Genomic DNA, 16096 nt, shown 5'->3' with positions numbered 1-16096 from the left:
TTTGCATAGTATATTGTAATCTTTATTAATCAAAAACCTAACTATGCCAAGGCTTCAGGTAGAACGCTCTATCAAAATTAATGCACCCGCAGAAGTAGTTTATTCCGCTTTAAATGATTTCAGTAAATGGTTAGAATGGTCGCCTTGGTTGATCATGGATCCCGATGCGAAAGTGACCATAGCGGAAGATGGAAAATCATACGAATGGGATGGGGAAAGAGTAGGGTCCGGAGAGATGAAAATACGTGATGAACGCGAAAATGAATTCATCCAATTTGATTTAAATTTCATTAAGCCCTGGAAGTCCGTCAGTAGTACCTCTTTTCATTTGCAAAGTGTAGATGGAGGAACTGAAGCAACATGGACCATGGACTCCACGCTTCCATTCTTTATGTTTTGGATGAAAAAGATGATGAAGGCCTACGTGGGAGCTGATTATGACAGAGGTTTGAATATGCTTAAAGCACTTGTCGAGCAAGGAGAAATTCACTCTAAGTTGGAATTTGAGGGGCTAACTGAAATCCCTGATCAGCAATGGATTGGGATAAAAACGGCATGCGATTTAGATATTATTTCTACTAGCATGGAAGCGGACTTTGCAATGCTTAACGCAGTGTCAGAGACAGATGAGGAATTATCGACAGGACCTTTTTTTACAATTTATCATAAATGGGATATCGTTAGGAATCGTGCAACTTATGTTGCGGCAATGCCTGTAAGTAATGTTCCTGATAATTTACCGGACAATTTTATTTCAGGGGTCATCCCGGGCAGCAAGGCGTATAAATTAAGGCATGTGGGTGCTCTTAAGCATTTAGGGAACGCATGGAGCACATTGTACTCAATGCACAGAAATAAAGAAATGAAGCCAAAAAAAGGGACATATCCATTTGAGGTTTATGTGAATGACCCACAAAAAATACCGGAAAAAGAATTGATAACTGAGATTCATTTTCCTGTTAAATAACTATCAATCTAATCCTACAATTCTCGGCTTGGTAACATTAGGACTCCTAAAAAACTGAGGTGCGGATAATGATATTTTAAAGTAAAAAAGTTGACCTTCTGTTGGTGCATTAGGAAAAAGTGATACCCTGAACTCAAATGTATCAAACACTAAACTTTCATTTCTTATTCGAACACCTCCGCCCATCGTATAGTAGGTCTGTTCATAGGGGTTCTGAACCCTGGTTTCCTCTACATATCCAATACCTCCGTGTGCGTATGTAGCGAATCTAAAACCATAAAAATACCATGGCTGAAAGACGACATACTCAGTAGTGAAAGTGATGATTCGGTTTCCTTGTATTTGATTACCCTCTATGTTTCTGATTCTATTTTCTCCGGCCAGTGATTTCGAAAGCGGCACAGTTAGATCATCACCATCGAAGTATTGAAATCGATTAAACACTCTAGAAAAAGCAGATCCCATCTTGATAAGCGGTGTGAAATGTCGACTTTCGATCTGCAATAGTTGATTGGATCTGGATTTTTCGGAACTGAAATATCCGGATTCCAGGTTGATGAAAAAGTATCCGATCTTTTTCGAATAGAGCGAATAGCTGGTTTGAAATCCTTTGTAATTCCTTTCACCAAACTCTGACCAATCTTTACCCATCAGAATAGAATAGATAAACCCAACTGGCACATCTTCTGTAATGTTGAACGATAAGATATTCTTGGTCTTGAAGTAATTGACCTTACTATATGTCAATCCACCGATCAAAAAATGATGGTCATGATAGGTGACATTGCTATCGGGTTTTACTTCCGGTCGTTCATTGAAATTATCGTGTCTTAATCGCAGTGCAGCACTAAAGTTTCTTCGTTCTCCCATCAAAAAAGATCGAGCGCCCCATAGATCATAGCTTTTCCGGTCGATTCTAAAATTTTCTTCATAGACGCTATCGGCAAACGTCAGGTCTGTAATGGGTTCCACATGCTCGAAAAGCGCTTCACCATAATACTTTATTTCCGGGGAAATGAATCGGCGTTCGAATTTTAGGCCTTTGCTTTTACCCAGATAATTATCTGAGAAGAAGACAGTGCCATCAATAAAGGAGTCATCAATATTTCTAATGGTATAATGAGCATCATAACCATTGACTGGAGCTTCACTTGTATTCCTCCAATAGCCCACTCCAAATTCATTACCGGTTCCTAAAATATTTTGGTTGGTGAAACCTAACCTGAAAGCGTTGTTATCATCTAATGAAGCATCGATGGTCCAGGGGAAACGATCCTTTACAATCACAGTGGCATGCACTGCTGATAAATCCTTGGAATCTAGTTTCAATGTGATTTTGGCGTCCTCAATATATGAAAGTGAACGAATGATACGCTCGGTATCTGCTAATTCAAAAGGATCTACTTTATCACCAACATCAAATAAAAGAAATTTGAAGACTACAGATTTTGAAGTATTCTTATGCAGGTTGTTGCTCAATCTACCAATGCTAGACCGGGCTTTTAGTGTGGTATCATTAACCGAACCTCCAAATAGATCTACCGACACAAATTCGATGGAAGCAATTGTTTTTCCTTCGTAAGCTTCAAAAAATGCCTCACTTCTTACAGGTTCTTTTTTTAACTCGTTGGAAGGAGGTCGATTGGCAATTAGAAGATTATACAGCTCCTTAGTTACCCTGCTTTTTTGAGCAGCTGAATAAATGGAATCATAAAACCCATCCGAGAGTATGTGTTGGTTGTTGTATATGTCATACTCTGCATCCTTCGGAACGGTAACTACAGTGTCATTTTTTGCTATGACCAGTGAGTCAGCAATCACCATTACTTGATTTCTCTTAAGCGTAATTGATCTGGATTGAGCAAAACTCAATTGAACCAGTATTAAACAAATAACAATAAAAATGCCTCTGCGTGAATCTACCAAACTGCACTAAATGATTACAGTGACAATTATAATGAATAACGTGTGTTAATAGCGATTCCTTCTTTCCTGAAACTGCATTCTTTTATTTCATTCACTTTTTATACAACTAATTGATTACTTTCACGTATTGTACAACAAATAATTAAACGTTTATGAAAGGATCACACTTAGGTGAACTGGAAGAACTGGTCTTATTGACAGTAGGGTCTCTTTACGATAAGGCATATGGTGTAGCAGTGATGGATGAAATCAGAGAGCAGGCAGGCAGAGATATGAATATCAGTGCCATACACGCTGTACTGAGGAGATTGGAAGAAAAAGGACTGTTGAAATCTGAAATGGGAGGATCTACCAATGAGCGAGGGGGAAGAAGAAAAAGATTATTCTCTCTGACGAGAGCCGGAAAAGAGGTATTGGATCAAACCATCTCTCTAAGAACTTCGCTTTACCAACGCATACCGAATATCAATTATAATTTTTCAGTATGAACCACAACCCGCCTAAATGGGCCGATCGGTTTTTAAGGTGGTATTGCAACCCAAAATATATCGAAGAGATAGAAGGGGACATCTATGAGCTCTTTGATAGAAGAATTGAACATCAAAGCCCGGGGATGGCAAAGTTCAAGTTTGTGTGGGACGTACTCCGCTTTTTTAGGTGGTCAAATATTAAAAGGACAAACTCAAAATACACTACTATGAATCATTTTACATTGTTTTCGAATTACCTGAAGCTGGGAATGAGAAACATTCGCAGAAATATGGTTTCATCCATGATTAATATCATCGGGATGGCTATCGCTATTTGCTTCGCTATATCCATATTCATATTCACTGATTTTCAGTTAAATATGGATTCCTTTCATTCAAACGGTGATCGTATTTACCAAATCACCAACTACGTGGATCAGGATGGGAATGAAAACTTATGGAGTGATTCACCCATTACTTTAGGACCTGCAATTGCTGAAGATCATCCATCTGTAGAATCGTTTGCACGCTTTGAATTCAGAAGCTCGGTGGTCAAATACCAATCTGATGTCTTTGATGAGTTAATTGTATTCACTGATCCTCAGTTTTTCGAAATATTTGATTTTGAAATGATTACCGGTAATCGTAAGGTACTTTATGATAAAAGCCAGGTAGTTATTAGCAAGGAAATGGCCATCAAGTATTTCAATGATGAAGAGCCGGTAGGTAAGGAGCTCTCTTTCAAATTCATGAATGGCAAAGTAAAAAGATATTTGGTGGGAGCTGTACTGGATGAATATCCAAATAATGCCAGCATCGGTTATGATTTTTACCTTCCAATAGAGAGCTTTTTTGACCTAGGATGGGAGAATACGCAGAGCTGGGATTTCATGACTGATGCAACATTTGTGATGCTCAAGGAAGGGGAGCAGATCAGTTCAATTTATGAATCATTCGACAGGTACAAGGAGATTCAGCATGCGAGTAATCCTGAATGGAAAATAAAGTCTTTCGAACCTTTGCCGCTGGCTGATTTATCAACTAAATCATACATGATTGAGGGATCAGTATCAGGAGGTGGACATCCGGCGGGAAGGTTGGCACTACTAATCATCGCTGCTTTCTTGCTAGGAATGGCCTGTTTCAATTTCATGAATATTTCTGTAGTGAGCGCATCCAAAAGACTCAAAGAAATTGCCTTGAGAAAAGTGATGGGTAGTGTACGCAAAGACATTATTTATCAGTTCATGACAGAAAACCTACTCAAATGCTTCTTTGCATTGATTTTGGGCACCTTACTTTCTTACTTCCTTCTTATCCCATGGTTTGATATCATGATTCCAGAGTTAGAGCTCCAGTTCAGAACCATCAATCCAATGACGCTTGTCTACTTTATGGTTGGGTTGCTTTTTGTCGTTGGAATTATATCCGGTGCTTACCCATCATTCTACATTTCGAGATTTGATACCATTACGATATTCAAAGGGAAAGAGAAGTTTGGCTCAAAAAATCTGTTTTCAAAAATTATGCTTGGGTTCCAGTTTTTCCTTGCAGTGATGACGATTGTTGGCTGCTTTATTATGACTGAACAAAGCATCTACCTCGGAGAAAAAGACTGGGGTTACGATCCGGAAGGCACCATGTCTGTTTATGTAAATGGCCCTGAGCAATATGAATTGCTTAAAAATGAAATCATTAATCACCCGGCAGTCAATAGTCACACATCTTCAAACTTACTGATTGGAAGGGGAATCGCTAAGGTATCTATGGAAATGGGTGACAAACAGGTTGGGGTACGTAAAATCAGTGCGTCGGAAGATTACATTGAGACATTTCAACTGCGAATGATAGATGGAAGGCCTTTAACCAATCGGGCAGAAGACCTGGAGGGAAATGTGATAGTAAACGAAAAGTTTGTAAAAGCTATGGGCTGGGAGAGTGGTATAGGGCAAACTTTCACTCTGGATAGTATTCAACACAAGGTAGTAGGAGTGGTGCAAGATTTCCATTATTATGATTTCTTCTCAGCGATTGATCCGTTGATGATTCAGGGGCTTGAATCAGAGAAAGTAAGATACCTCACGGTTCAAACCGATCCATCTAAATTATCAGAGCTTGAACAATATACGCGTGAAGCCTGGCTGACAATTGCTCCTGATGATCCATTTGATCGGGTGTTTCAGGAAGACGTATTTGATGGATTTTATCAGGAAAACGAAAGCAACATTTCCATACTATTGTTTATCACCGCTATAGCAATTGTTTTGGCATGTCTGGGGCTTTACGGATTGATATCATTCAATGTGCAAGGTAAGTTGAAGGAGTTTAGCGTTCGTAAAGTCCTTGGAGCTGATCCAAAGGTGATTGCACGGATCATTAGCAAGCAGTATATCTGGGTGTTAGCCATTTCATTTTTAATTGGAGCACCTCTTGGTTCTATTGGCATGATGAATCTGGTAGTTAATATTTTCCCTGAACCAAAGGCAGTCTCTGCTGTGCCATTTATCGTGGCAATGGCAATCATTCTACTGACATTGATTATTACAGTAGCCGGGCAAATTAAAAGAGCTATCAATGTGAATCCGGCGGAGCTATTAAGGGCAGAATAAAGGATAATGATCGTGAGGCTAAAACCAAAGGTTCCTCACGATCATTATTATTCCACTAATCACCATCATCAATATTACGAGCATTCGAAATTGCTCGCTTTTCATTTTCTTTAGATATACCTTGCCGATAATGGTTCCGAAAGTAGCTCCTAATCCCAGAGTGATTCCATAGATCCAATTTTCAGTAGATAGCAAGCCAAAGAAGGTGTAACTGCTGATCTGGGCAATGCCCAGGAAAAAGGAATTGGCCGTCTTCGTAGCGATTAGTTCTTCCTTCTCTAGTCCGGCATTGAGGTAGAAGGGGTTGAGGACAGGTCCCAATGCGCCAATCATCGTTCCAAGGATTGAAACAATTAAGCCCAATGGAATGAAATACCATTCTTTGAAGTGGAAAGAGTGCTTAACCTTACCTAGCCTAAATTGGAAAACAGTACTGACCAAAAAGAGGCCAACAAAGATTTGGAGAAAGGAAAGGTCTGCCTGCTTGAAAAGCCATGATCCAAGCCAAGCCCCTGCAATGGCAGAGGGGGCATAGAAGAGGCATAATCGCCAGTGGATATGTTTCCAGAAAATGATTAGGCGTGCAGGCCTGCCTAAAAAAGTGCCCAAATTTAAAACGGGAGCAGTATCGCTTACACCGATCATCCAATTGAGAAACGGTACTAGCACCAGAGCCCCTCCTCCGCCTGAAACTGTGGAAAGAATAAATGCGATCACTCCTGCGAAAAAGAGAATGATTAGCAAAATGAAATCTACTTGTGGAAGCCATTCGAGTAGTGCGCCCATAAGGTTCAATATAGTGTATCAGACTTATTCTTTTCTATTTTCCAGGTAGTGCTTCATTCTTGCGTGCATGGCATCTCCGAATAAACTAATGCCGGCATTGAAAACGATCAATGCGCCGGTTCCATACCATATCCATTCATTACCGCCATTTTCACTGTGTTTTATGAAGGCTGCTTCTATCGCGAAACAGAGACCTGCTCCTGTTAATATTACGCTCGTTGGACCTAATAACATCCATTTCTTGAAGTGACTCATTGATTTATTTTTTAGATAAATACAGTCGATCATTAAATGATTAAGACTTGTTCCTACAGTATGATTTTTAAACATAGTGGCTATCAAAGTGTTTAATCTTCCTCAACTAATTAAAATGTTATGAATTATCTGGAAATCGTTTTAAAGCTGATTGTTGGTCTTAGTATCCTAAATGTTTGGCTGTTAAGAGCTAAGAATTCAACCCCATTTAGAGGTGGGTCTGCTTCAAATATTAAAGAAGAATTTGAGGTTTATGGATTGCCATCTTGGTTTATGGTTGCTGTAGGTACACTCAAAGTGCTATTATCGATTGGGCTGATTGCCTCTATTTGGTATCCCGGTGTTGAAATGGTAACATCGCTTGGAATTGCAGTATTGATGGCTGGAGCAGTATCCATGCATATTAAGGTTGGAGATCCAATTAAGAAAGCCTTTCCAGCTACTCTGTTTTTAATCCTTTCAGTAGTTATCTATTTGATATAATGGTTTAGATAAAAGTCATAAAGTAGATATGCATTGATGACCATAAAGGCAAATGATGGGAACGATTCCTTTAGTTTGTCTTTGATTTTCACTCTGACGCCAAAGCCCATAAGCATCAGTAGTGATAACCCTCCTGTTGAAACCAGGCCTATAAAAGGGTACTTGAAGCCAACAAAAATTCCTATTGCTCCTAATAGCTGAAAAATCGCTGTAATTATTCGTTGTTGATTAGACAGGCCAAATCGCTTGAACTCATCTACCATCCTTTGACTGAATAAGCAGGTGAGCCCATAATAGAAGAACGCTAGTGATGTAAATGATGCGAGTAAAAGGTTTAAAGTCATGAGTTACAAACCATGACCTTTTCAAATGGTTCAGGTTTCTTGATCATTTAGGTTTATTTGATTTCAGATTTCTAATTAGTTTTATCCTGAATGAAGGAAACTAACCAACCGATCACACCTAAGTGGCTATCTGAACTGCAGCAGCGGAGCTGGGAGCCCGAAATACTACTATCAGGTATTGTCTTATATGGAATGTTTAAAGTACCTGACCTACTTGATGAGTTTCTTGTATTCTTCAAACTCAATATTTTCGGCAACTCACAAGATGTAGACAACCTGGTTGCTTTGTTTAAAATGGGTATATACTGGCTCATTACAGGTCTAATACTGCATTTAATATGCAGAGGTGTTTGGATTGGGATGGTAGGGCTGAGTTATACATTTCCAAAGGGAATTCGTCAAGATAAACTTAGCTATAAAGGCAAGTTTCAGGACAAAGTAAATCGCACGCCAGCTTATGAATTGATAGTCATGAGATTGGAGAAGATAAGTAGCTCATTGTTTAGCATTTCTTTCATGCTCTTCATGAGTGTGATAGGTGGCTACCTGTTTTTTCTGGCATTGGTAGTTCTCCCTTTTACCATTTTGTATGTGTATTTCGATTTAGGGTTCAGTGGAACTCAATTTGATATGTTCCAGGTTTATGTGTTGATCATCGTAGGGATTGCACTAATAGGCTTAATGGACTTCCTGAGTCTTGGATATTTTCGTCGGTTCAGATGGTTTGCAAAGGTTTACTGGCCGGTTCATAAGGTTATCAGTGTGCTCACACTCTCGCGCTTTTATCGCCCGATATACTATGGCGTGGTAACAAATTTTAATAAATGGGCGTTTTTCGTTTTTCTCTTATTCTTTACCGTGGTGAGCATCTTTGGAGCTGGATCTATTACAGATTCGACCTACTCGGGAGACGGATTTTCAAGGTTAGAATTTTGGAACAATTCCAGAGGGTATACTGCCTACAGCGGTTATTACGATGATCAGAACCAGGAGCTTTTTTCTACGAGAGCTCAAATACCTTCTGATGTTATCAATGGAGATGTTTTAAGACTTTTTGTAGTGGCAAACATTACAACGGAGGAAAACATGCTTGAAAATATGTCATTGGATTCACTAAAAGAGGTTTATCCAGATACATCTTATTCGGCACTAGATTTGATGATCGTAAATGACTTTTACGTTATAAAAATTGATGGAAAACAGGTGCCTATAGATAAGTGGTTTTATCACTATAAAACACACACTAACCAGCGCGGCTATCTTACCTATATCGATATCGGAAATCTGTCAGAGGGATTACATACTGTACAGGTAAGCGGACCATCAAAGTACTATAACTTTTCATTTGCTGATATACCATTTTACAGAGATGTCACTCTGCCATCTGTTATTCAACCCTCCAAAGAAGACGATGATGGAAAGAGTGCTGACTTTCAGCCTAAACCTTTTGGAATAAGAGATTAGATGTAAAAAAGCAAGACATCTGAATGTCTTGCTTAATCCACAGCCTTAACATTTTTTAAGCCTCAGAAGCTTTAGACTTGGTGATTGAAACATCTTGCTTAAGATACTGCATACTAATGAGTGAAAATATAAATGCTGAACCCATAGCTTCAATGAAAATAACCATTGATAAGGTGAGTTCATTTAAGAAGGCATTGTTTGAATGACTTTCAATAATACTTTGAGTGAATGCAGGATCCAGAAACAAATAAGACATTACGAATACCGAGAAGAGGATGGAAGTAATCATTCCAACGGCAAACCCGGTTCCTATTCCCATCAAATAGTTGAATGAATAGTTGAACTCTTCGTCCCTGAACTTCTTGATAGCCAGGTATGCGCCTGAAAACATGATGATTGCGTTGAGCGCTCGAAGCTCCGTTATCTGAGTTAGTCCAAATAATTTCATAACTAAGAAAAATGCAATGAGGCCTATGGTTGTCATTACCCCGTACCGTAAGATGTGTTTTTCTAATGTTTTCATACTATATATAACTAGAAAAACACGAGATCGTTTCCTGAAAATGGAATTTTCCTGTCTAATTCACTTTTACGAATCCCTTTGAATGCGCTGCTAGGACTGGTTATCCTCACTCAGGATATCATTGATTTCACGAAGAGCATTATCCAATTCAACTGCAGATTTATGCAGGCTTTGATTGATAAAATTGAGGTTATCAGATTGTTTTGGTTCGTATAAATCTACCAATCCTAAAATACGAGCCAGCGGAGCACGCACAATGTGAGAGTTGGAGGAAAGGTATTCTTTTAATTGATTGTTTTTCCTTTCCAGTTCTAGTGTACGTTGCTGAACCATCGACTCAAGGTTGCTATTCATTTCACTGATTTCTTCATTTGCTATGCGGAGTGCTTCTGCTTGAGATTCAATTTGTCGGTTGAGCTTTCTTAATTCCTCATTAGCCTTACGCTTACGGCTAAAGTTTTTATAAAGTAAGTAAGAAATCAAAAGCATACCTGCCAAACCAGCAAGCGAGGTATTCCTCATCCACACCGCATCAGCTAATGCCTTTTCTCTTTCCATTTCTACTTTTTTTCGCTCTACTTCCTCTTGTATGCGCTGCTTTTCAAATGAATTCTCCGCTTCTTTGAATGCTATGCGTCGAGTCACATCCAAATTGATCAATGAGTCATTCAACGCTTTATACGTTTTGAAATAACGAAGAGCTTCTTCGAACTCACCTGAATTTTCATATAATTCAGAAAGATTTTTGGTTGCGTCTCTGATTTGAGCACGTAATCCTGAACTACTTGAAATATTATATGCTTTGATGAAGTTTTCTTCTGCCAATGAAGGCTTATTCAATTTTCGATACATCTGACCTAAATCGATGTAAGTAAGGCTCAGCACATACTGGTCGCGATACTTTTTAGCTAATTCTACCGTATAATTAAGGTACTTAAATGCAGAGTCAGGATTATTCAAATGCATGTAGGTGCTCCCCATGTTATAGGTGGCATAGAATGCATTGTCTTGTATATTTAAGGATCTGGCTCGATCGAGTGAGTTTCTGAAGTATGATAATGCAAGACTGTAATCCTGTTTTTGTTTATAGACAAATCCAATATTATTTAGTAGCACTCCCTGTCGTGCCTTGTTATTCAGTTTTTCATACAGTTGTGCTGATTTTTCATAGTAAGACAGAGCAAGGGATGTATCCCCAATAAAATTGTACACGCGACCAATGTTGTTATAAATTTTTGCTTGACTATTTGTCTCATTTAGTCGTTCATAAATATTTAGAGCAACCAAAAATTCCTGCAACGCGGTGTAATATTCACCAAGTGATGTGTGACCAATTCCTCTATTCATGATAGCGTTAGCTTCACCAAGAGGGTATTTCATCGAGCGGGCGAGCTGTTCAGCCTGATTAGAGAGCAAAATGCTGCTGTCAGGGTTGCTATTTCGAAGTGCATAGCTTAACTCATTCATTGCTTCTACTTTTCGGATCATATCAGTAGAAGTTTCAATAATTTCTATGAGTTTTTTTACTTCATCCTGAGCGATTAGGATGGTTGCATAAACACATAAGACGGACGCTATGAATATTCTTATTTTCAGCAAGTTAAAGACGATGAAGAGGATAAATTAATAAAAAATATTAGCTGGAACAAGGTGATGCATGGCATTATGTTAATCCAGGATTAATCGTAAGCAACTACATCATACCAATGTTCTTAATCATTGCAATGAAACATTAATTAGCAACTCACACGGATTCGTTTAAATCGGGGGGTGGGCTATCAAATAGGAGAGCATGTGAAATGAACATATTCACATGGTGTCTGTTTAACATACATGCTTTATCAATTTTTATCCTTAATCATCTTTAATACAAGCATTTTAATGATTGATTTTTCATCCGACAAGACCCAAGACTGGTACATTATAAATGATGGAGTAATGGGAGGGCTATCAAAAGGGAAAGCGCTGGATACAGATGATGGCGTACTTTTTTATGGCGAAGTTTCCCTGGAGAATAATGGAGGGTTTTCATCCTATAGGAGTCCATGGAAAGAATATGATCTACGAGCGTTTGATCAGGTAAGCATTCGCTATCGTAGTGAGGGAATAAGAAAAGCATTTGTAATGGAAACCGATCGAAGGTTTTACATTCCTAATTTTAAAGTAAGCTTACCAGGTAGTGATACTTGGGTTACTGAGACCTTCAGGCTTTCAGCGTTTAAGCAATACCGACTCGGTAATCCTACCGGAGAGTCGTTTCAACCGGCTAATAAAGATGAAATCATTAGAATTGGATTCATCACAGATGAAAAGCGGTCCGGTGAATTTAAGTTTGAAGTTGACTATATCAAATTTGAGTAACTAGGCTTCCTATCCCTCAGACGCTTTACGTGGAAAAGTTAAATTAACAGATGTACCGTTTCCTTCTTCACTTTTAATAGCAATGGTTCCTTGATTCAATTTCACAAAACCCTTAACTACTGGTAATCCCAGGCCAATTCCCTGCTCACCGGCGGTACCGGGTTTGATTTTTTCCTTGTTAGCTTCAAAAATCTGATCTACTAGCTCAGAAGAAATTCCGGTTCCAGAATCAGTGATTTCAATAGCTATCATATCATTTGCTTCCTTTGCTTCAACGATGATTTTGCCCTCATTTCCGGTATACTTGACTGCATTATCGAGCAAATTTTTAATAATGACCTTTAGGGTATTAGAATCCCCAAAGCAAGTGAGCTCCTCTTGACAGCTTATTTCGATGTTGATTTTCTTTTTATTTGATTCCTGTTCCAACTCGGCTTTTACCTGCTCAATCAAACCGCAAATTTTAATATCGGCCGCTCTAAAAGGCACAGAACCGTTTTCTATCTTGACCCAATTCACAAGATTTTCAAGAAGCGTAAGAATTTTGTTTTTACCGTCGTTTAGGTATCCTTTGATCTGCTCAAGCTGCACATCTTCCTTAGTATCATACGTATCATCGACGTGACGCATAAGCACATCCGCAAAACCGACCAGAATGCCTAAAGGAGATTTGATGTCATGGGACACAATAGAGAATAATCGGCTTTTCATCGCATCTAGACGCTCTTTCTCTTCTTTCTGATGCTGTATTTCTGTGCGTAAGGATGCTATTTCTCTTTTTAAATCTTCCATTTGTGCATTAACAATTACACTCGGTCTTTCCGCTAGCTTAGTCCGGTTCTCTCAATTGTTCTGACCCAAATTATGCATTAGAACATAATTTTCCCAAAGGGCCGACGACCAAACCTAATGAATGTCCAACTTAAACAGTTGTTTTATCTATTGGTTTTCGCCGAATACCAATTTATTGGAGATATTGAATAATAAAGCGTTTTTGGTTTTCAAAAATCCGATTTAAGTATTCATCCATCTCCACCATTTACCAATCCATGTTTTTGGTGCCGGTCGTGATTCCTTTTGTGTTGTGATCTTGGACTCAGTTTGAGCTTGTTTAGTCGGCTTATTCGTCTTCTTGACAGGTGTTTTTTGAATTTTAGCTTTATAATGCTTCGCCTTGAGCTCTTTCAGGCGCTGCGCTTCTTGCTCTTTTTTTCGCTTCTCTTGCCTGGCTTCATAAGCTTCTTTCTTCCGCTTTGCTTTCAGCCTGCGTTTTTCACGTTCTTCTTCAGACAGTTGTGGTCGTCTTTTTCTTTGCCCTCTGGCATCAGTCTGTTCAGATTTTCCGTCCCCTTTTTCTTCTTTTTTCTTTGGCTCAGGTAAATCCACCTTACCCAATACTTTCAGGCCGGAAAGTTCCTTTTTCGGGGCTTTAATCAGTTTGATCTTATCAAGGTCAGCAGGGGTGTCCTCAGACTCGAGCAATGCTAATAGTTTATCTGTTTGAATTACTTCATCCTCATTAGGTTTTGGTAGTTCCTCTTTTATTTCCCCTAGTGACTGATCTGTGGTTAATTCTGGGTCGGGCACTTCTAATTCACCATCTACAGAAGCGATATCTGCTTCAGGTGTTTCAGGCTCACTATCAAGTTTAGTTTCCGGAGAGGAGGGGTCATCCGATGCTTCCGGTATTACTTCGTCTGCAGGTTCTACTATCGGATCAGGAGAAAGATCAAAACGGTCAAAAAGCTTTTCTTCAATGGCATCAAAAAGCTTTGCGTTCGGATGAAATTTTTCACCGGTTTCTTCTTCAAGAAATGAAATAATCTCCTGTACAGGAATGTCGTGTTTACGGGCAAGCTGTCCTATTCTCATTGGTCGGTTACTTCAACTCTGCAAAGCTAATTTTAATCTTATTATTCTGCATAAATCAACGGGTAGAGTTAATTATATTAATATTCATTTAAAATGTATACCTTAATTTCATGAAACCGCTTAATTGTATTTCAATTGATGATAATCCACTCTTTACCCGTAAGTTAGAAGCATTTACCGAAGGTCTTGACTGGATATCCATTGTTGATTCATTTGATAACCCAATACAGGGTGCTACCGCCATTGTAAATCAAAACCCGGACGTGGTTTTTTTGGATATTGAAATGCCATTCGTAGATGGGGAATATCTGGTCGATTGGATTAAGCCTCGTTTAAAAGCAATGGAGAAACAACCTCGGATAATTGTGATTTCTTCTGTGTCAGAACCACCTGAAGAACTGCTTGCTAATTCAGATGGATTTATCAATAAATCAGAGGTTACAGACCCGGCCTCTTTTGAAGAAAAGTTGAGAGCGATTTTAGGTTGATTTGGTTGGTAAACTTATATTGAAGGTTGTGCCCTGGCCCTCCGTACTAGTCACTTTTATTTCTCCTTTATTCAGCTTTGTGAACTCATTTACAAGTTGCAATCCCAGACCTATTCCTTTTTCTCCTTTCGTACCGTAAGTACTTGATTTCTCTGAAAGTGTAAACAGACTCTGAATCTTTTCTTCATTCATTCCAACACCGGAATCATTGACGGAAATATCTACAAAATGTCCGTTTTTAGAAGATTTGATCGCTATTTTACCACCTTCAGGTGTAAACTTTAATGCATTGTGAATCAGGTTTCTAAAAATGGTTACTGCACTGTTTTGATCCACATACACTTCGGCAGAGGTATCCATGTGAGATTCAATGGAAATGCTTTTACTTTTCGCAGCAAGTTCAAAACTTTCAATCACATCATTTAGCATAGAAGTAACATTGACTTTTTCCGGATTGTATGGGATTTGGCTTAACTCTGTAGAAGCCCAATTTAGCAGATTATCCAGCAGTTTAGACAGGTGGTCAGTAGCTTTATCTACTTCTCCCATCATCTTTTCAAGATCCTCATACTTAGCCTGCTTTAGATAAAGGGATATCACCTGAGTGATCCCATTAAACGCGCTCACAGGACCTCTAAGGTCATGCGAAATAATAGCAAAAAACCGATCCTTTAGCCGTTTCTGTGCTTTGATCTCTCGCAGATAAATTTTAAGTGTATCGTTTTCCCGTAGGGTTTCAGCATTTTTTCTGAGCTGGAGAATGTGTTTGATGGTTTTCACCATTGTAATCTCCAGGTCTTTAAAGTCGATGGGTTTAGTGACAAAATCAAAAGCACCAAGATTCATCGCAGTTCGGATATTTTCCATATCCCCATAAGCCGAAACAATAACGGTTTTCAAAAAATAGTTGGTCTCATTGAGCTTGGAAAGGAGCGTGAGCCCATCCATCTCAGGCATATTGATATCTGTCAGCACTAAATCCACCTCTGTTTCACTCAACAGATCCAATGCCTTTTGACCATTTTCAGCGAAAAAGAACTGATACTCACCGGTTCTGATATTCTTTCTGAATTTTTGTCTGACCAGTGCCTCTAAATCCGGCTCGTCATCTACTACAAGAATCTTGGTCATACATTTAGTGATTTAATTTTTTCCTTTAAAAGATTAAAGTCCAGGGGTTTAGTCAGGAAGTCATCAGCTCCGAGCTTTTGGGCTGTATTTATATTTTCCTCATCGCCATATGCAGATATCATCATGACAACCGGAGGTGGTGGCGTGCATGATTTCTGGATTTTATCTAATAACTCCAAACCACTCATTCCCGGCATATTGATGTCTGATAAAATCAGCTTATCGCGGTAGCCATTGGTTTCCAAATACTCCATTGCTTCTTCACCAGAGTGAACAAACTTCAATTCCAACTCGTTGGATTTTATTTCTCTACGAAATCGCTGCTGAAATAGCGGTTGGATATCGTATTCATCATCGACTACTAAAATCTTCATGGTGTGGCGGTTAGTTGGTTGAGCATATTAAATATAATAGAGG

At 38.9% G+C, this 16096-nt stretch carries 17 protein-coding genes; 7 read left to right on the top strand and 10 right to left on the bottom strand.

Features of this window, described 5'->3' with window-relative positions; genetic code table 11:
* Nucleotides 1–43 precede the first annotated feature (43 nt).
* Entirely contained in the window at nucleotides 44–967 is a 924-nt protein-coding gene (locus ACQK2H_RS11840; protein ID WP_425391657.1) for an SRPBCC family protein, read from the top strand.
* Between the two features lie 3 nt (nucleotides 968–970).
* Here ACQK2H_RS11840 and ACQK2H_RS11835 read toward each other — a convergent pair whose 3' ends face one another.
* Nucleotides 971–2839 (bottom strand): hypothetical protein, encoded by a 1869-nt coding sequence (locus tag ACQK2H_RS11835; protein ID WP_425391656.1) that lies wholly within the window; start codon nucleotides 2837–2839, stop codon nucleotides 971–973.
* 206 nt (nucleotides 2840–3045) lie between these two features.
* Here ACQK2H_RS11835 and ACQK2H_RS11830 point away from each other — a divergent pair, with 206 nt between their 5' ends.
* The gene (locus ACQK2H_RS11830) at nucleotides 3046–3381 is read left to right on the top strand and encodes a PadR family transcriptional regulator (protein WP_425391655.1); all 336 of its coding nucleotides are present in this window, start codon (nucleotides 3046–3048) and stop codon (nucleotides 3379–3381) included.
* A complete protein-coding gene (locus tag ACQK2H_RS11825) occupies nucleotides 3378–5972 on the top strand; it encodes an ABC transporter permease (RefSeq protein ID WP_425391654.1) in 2595 nt (864 codons plus the stop codon). Before ACQK2H_RS11830 ends, ACQK2H_RS11825 begins: the two co-directional genes overlap by 4 nt.
* 18 nt (nucleotides 5973–5990) lie before the next feature.
* Here ACQK2H_RS11825 and ACQK2H_RS11820 read toward each other — a convergent pair whose 3' ends face one another.
* Together ACQK2H_RS11820 and ACQK2H_RS11815 are read right to left on the bottom strand one after the other, a co-directional pair.
* Nucleotides 5991–6758, bottom strand: a complete 768-nt coding sequence (locus ACQK2H_RS11820) for a sulfite exporter TauE/SafE family protein (RefSeq protein WP_425391653.1) — start codon at nucleotides 6756–6758, stop codon at nucleotides 5991–5993.
* 24 nt (nucleotides 6759–6782) lie between these two features.
* Nucleotides 6783–7013 carry a hypothetical protein gene (locus ACQK2H_RS11815; RefSeq protein WP_425391652.1) on the bottom strand — a complete coding sequence of 77 codons (231 nt, stop codon included), beginning with the start codon at nucleotides 7011–7013 and terminating at the stop codon, nucleotides 6783–6785.
* 120 nt (nucleotides 7014–7133) lie between these two features.
* Between ACQK2H_RS11815 and ACQK2H_RS11810 the strand changes: the two genes are divergently transcribed.
* On the top strand, nucleotides 7134–7496 hold the full coding sequence (locus ACQK2H_RS11810; protein WP_425391651.1) for a DoxX family protein: 363 nt from the start codon (nucleotides 7134–7136) through the stop codon (nucleotides 7494–7496).
* Here the strand turns inward: ACQK2H_RS11810 and ACQK2H_RS11805 are convergent.
* Entirely contained in the window at nucleotides 7484–7840 is a 357-nt protein-coding gene (locus ACQK2H_RS11805) for a DoxX family protein (protein ID WP_425391650.1), read from the bottom strand. The two genes, ACQK2H_RS11810 and ACQK2H_RS11805, sit on opposite strands and share 13 nt — an antisense overlap.
* 90 nt (nucleotides 7841–7930) lie before the next feature.
* On the opposite strand from ACQK2H_RS11805, the gene ACQK2H_RS11800 reads away from it, so the two are divergent.
* Nucleotides 7931–9304 (top strand): hypothetical protein, encoded by a 1374-nt coding sequence (locus ACQK2H_RS11800; RefSeq protein ID WP_425391649.1) that lies wholly within the window; start codon nucleotides 7931–7933, stop codon nucleotides 9302–9304.
* A 55-nt stretch (nucleotides 9305–9359) separates the two neighbouring features.
* On the opposite strand, the gene ACQK2H_RS11795 is transcribed toward ACQK2H_RS11800, so the two are convergent.
* Nucleotides 9360–9827, bottom strand: coding sequence for a DUF4199 domain-containing protein (locus ACQK2H_RS11795; RefSeq protein WP_425391648.1), 468 nt, complete (start codon nucleotides 9825–9827; stop codon nucleotides 9360–9362).
* A 90-nt stretch (nucleotides 9828–9917) separates the two neighbouring features.
* Complete coding sequence (locus tag ACQK2H_RS11790; protein WP_425391647.1) at nucleotides 9918–11426, bottom strand: tetratricopeptide repeat protein; 1509 nt, start codon at nucleotides 11424–11426, stop codon at nucleotides 9918–9920.
* Nucleotides 11427–11708: 282 nt separating this feature from the next.
* On the opposite strand from ACQK2H_RS11790, the gene ACQK2H_RS11785 reads away from it, so the two are divergent.
* Nucleotides 11709–12188 carry a CIA30 family protein gene (locus ACQK2H_RS11785; RefSeq protein ID WP_425391646.1) on the top strand — a complete coding sequence of 160 codons (480 nt, stop codon included), beginning with the start codon at nucleotides 11709–11711 and terminating at the stop codon, nucleotides 12186–12188.
* Between the two features lie 9 nt (nucleotides 12189–12197).
* Here the strand turns inward: ACQK2H_RS11785 and ACQK2H_RS11780 are convergent, their stop codons facing one another.
* Nucleotides 12198–12980 (bottom strand): sensor histidine kinase, encoded by a 783-nt coding sequence (locus tag ACQK2H_RS11780; protein ID WP_425391645.1) that lies wholly within the window; start codon nucleotides 12978–12980, stop codon nucleotides 12198–12200.
* Between the two features lie 222 nt (nucleotides 12981–13202).
* The gene (locus tag ACQK2H_RS11775) at nucleotides 13203–14060 is read right to left on the bottom strand and encodes a hypothetical protein (protein ID WP_425391644.1); all 858 of its coding nucleotides are present in this window, start codon (nucleotides 14058–14060) and stop codon (nucleotides 13203–13205) included.
* Nucleotides 14061–14170: 110 nt separating this feature from the next.
* On the opposite strand from ACQK2H_RS11775, the gene ACQK2H_RS11770 reads away from it, so the two are divergent.
* Entirely contained in the window at nucleotides 14171–14548 is a 378-nt protein-coding gene (locus ACQK2H_RS11770) for a LytR/AlgR family response regulator transcription factor (protein ID WP_425391643.1), read from the top strand.
* Here the strand turns inward: ACQK2H_RS11770 and ACQK2H_RS11765 are convergent.
* Together ACQK2H_RS11765 and ACQK2H_RS11760 are read right to left on the bottom strand one after the other, a co-directional pair.
* The gene (locus ACQK2H_RS11765) at nucleotides 14540–15679 is read right to left on the bottom strand and encodes a response regulator (RefSeq protein WP_425391642.1); all 1140 of its coding nucleotides are present in this window, start codon (nucleotides 15677–15679) and stop codon (nucleotides 14540–14542) included. The genes ACQK2H_RS11770 and ACQK2H_RS11765 overlap by 9 nt on opposite strands.
* Nucleotides 15676–16053, bottom strand: coding sequence for a response regulator (locus ACQK2H_RS11760; RefSeq protein WP_425391641.1), 378 nt, complete (start codon nucleotides 16051–16053; stop codon nucleotides 15676–15678). The genes ACQK2H_RS11765 and ACQK2H_RS11760 overlap by 4 nt, the downstream gene beginning before the upstream one ends.
* Nucleotides 16054–16096 lie beyond the last annotated feature (43 nt).

It is taken from the genome of Ekhidna sp., from assembly GCF_965228795.1.
In the GTDB taxonomy this organism is placed as follows: domain Bacteria; phylum Bacteroidota; class Bacteroidia; order Cytophagales; family Cyclobacteriaceae; genus Ekhidna.
This window is presented reverse-complemented; position numbering and strand designations above follow the sequence as displayed.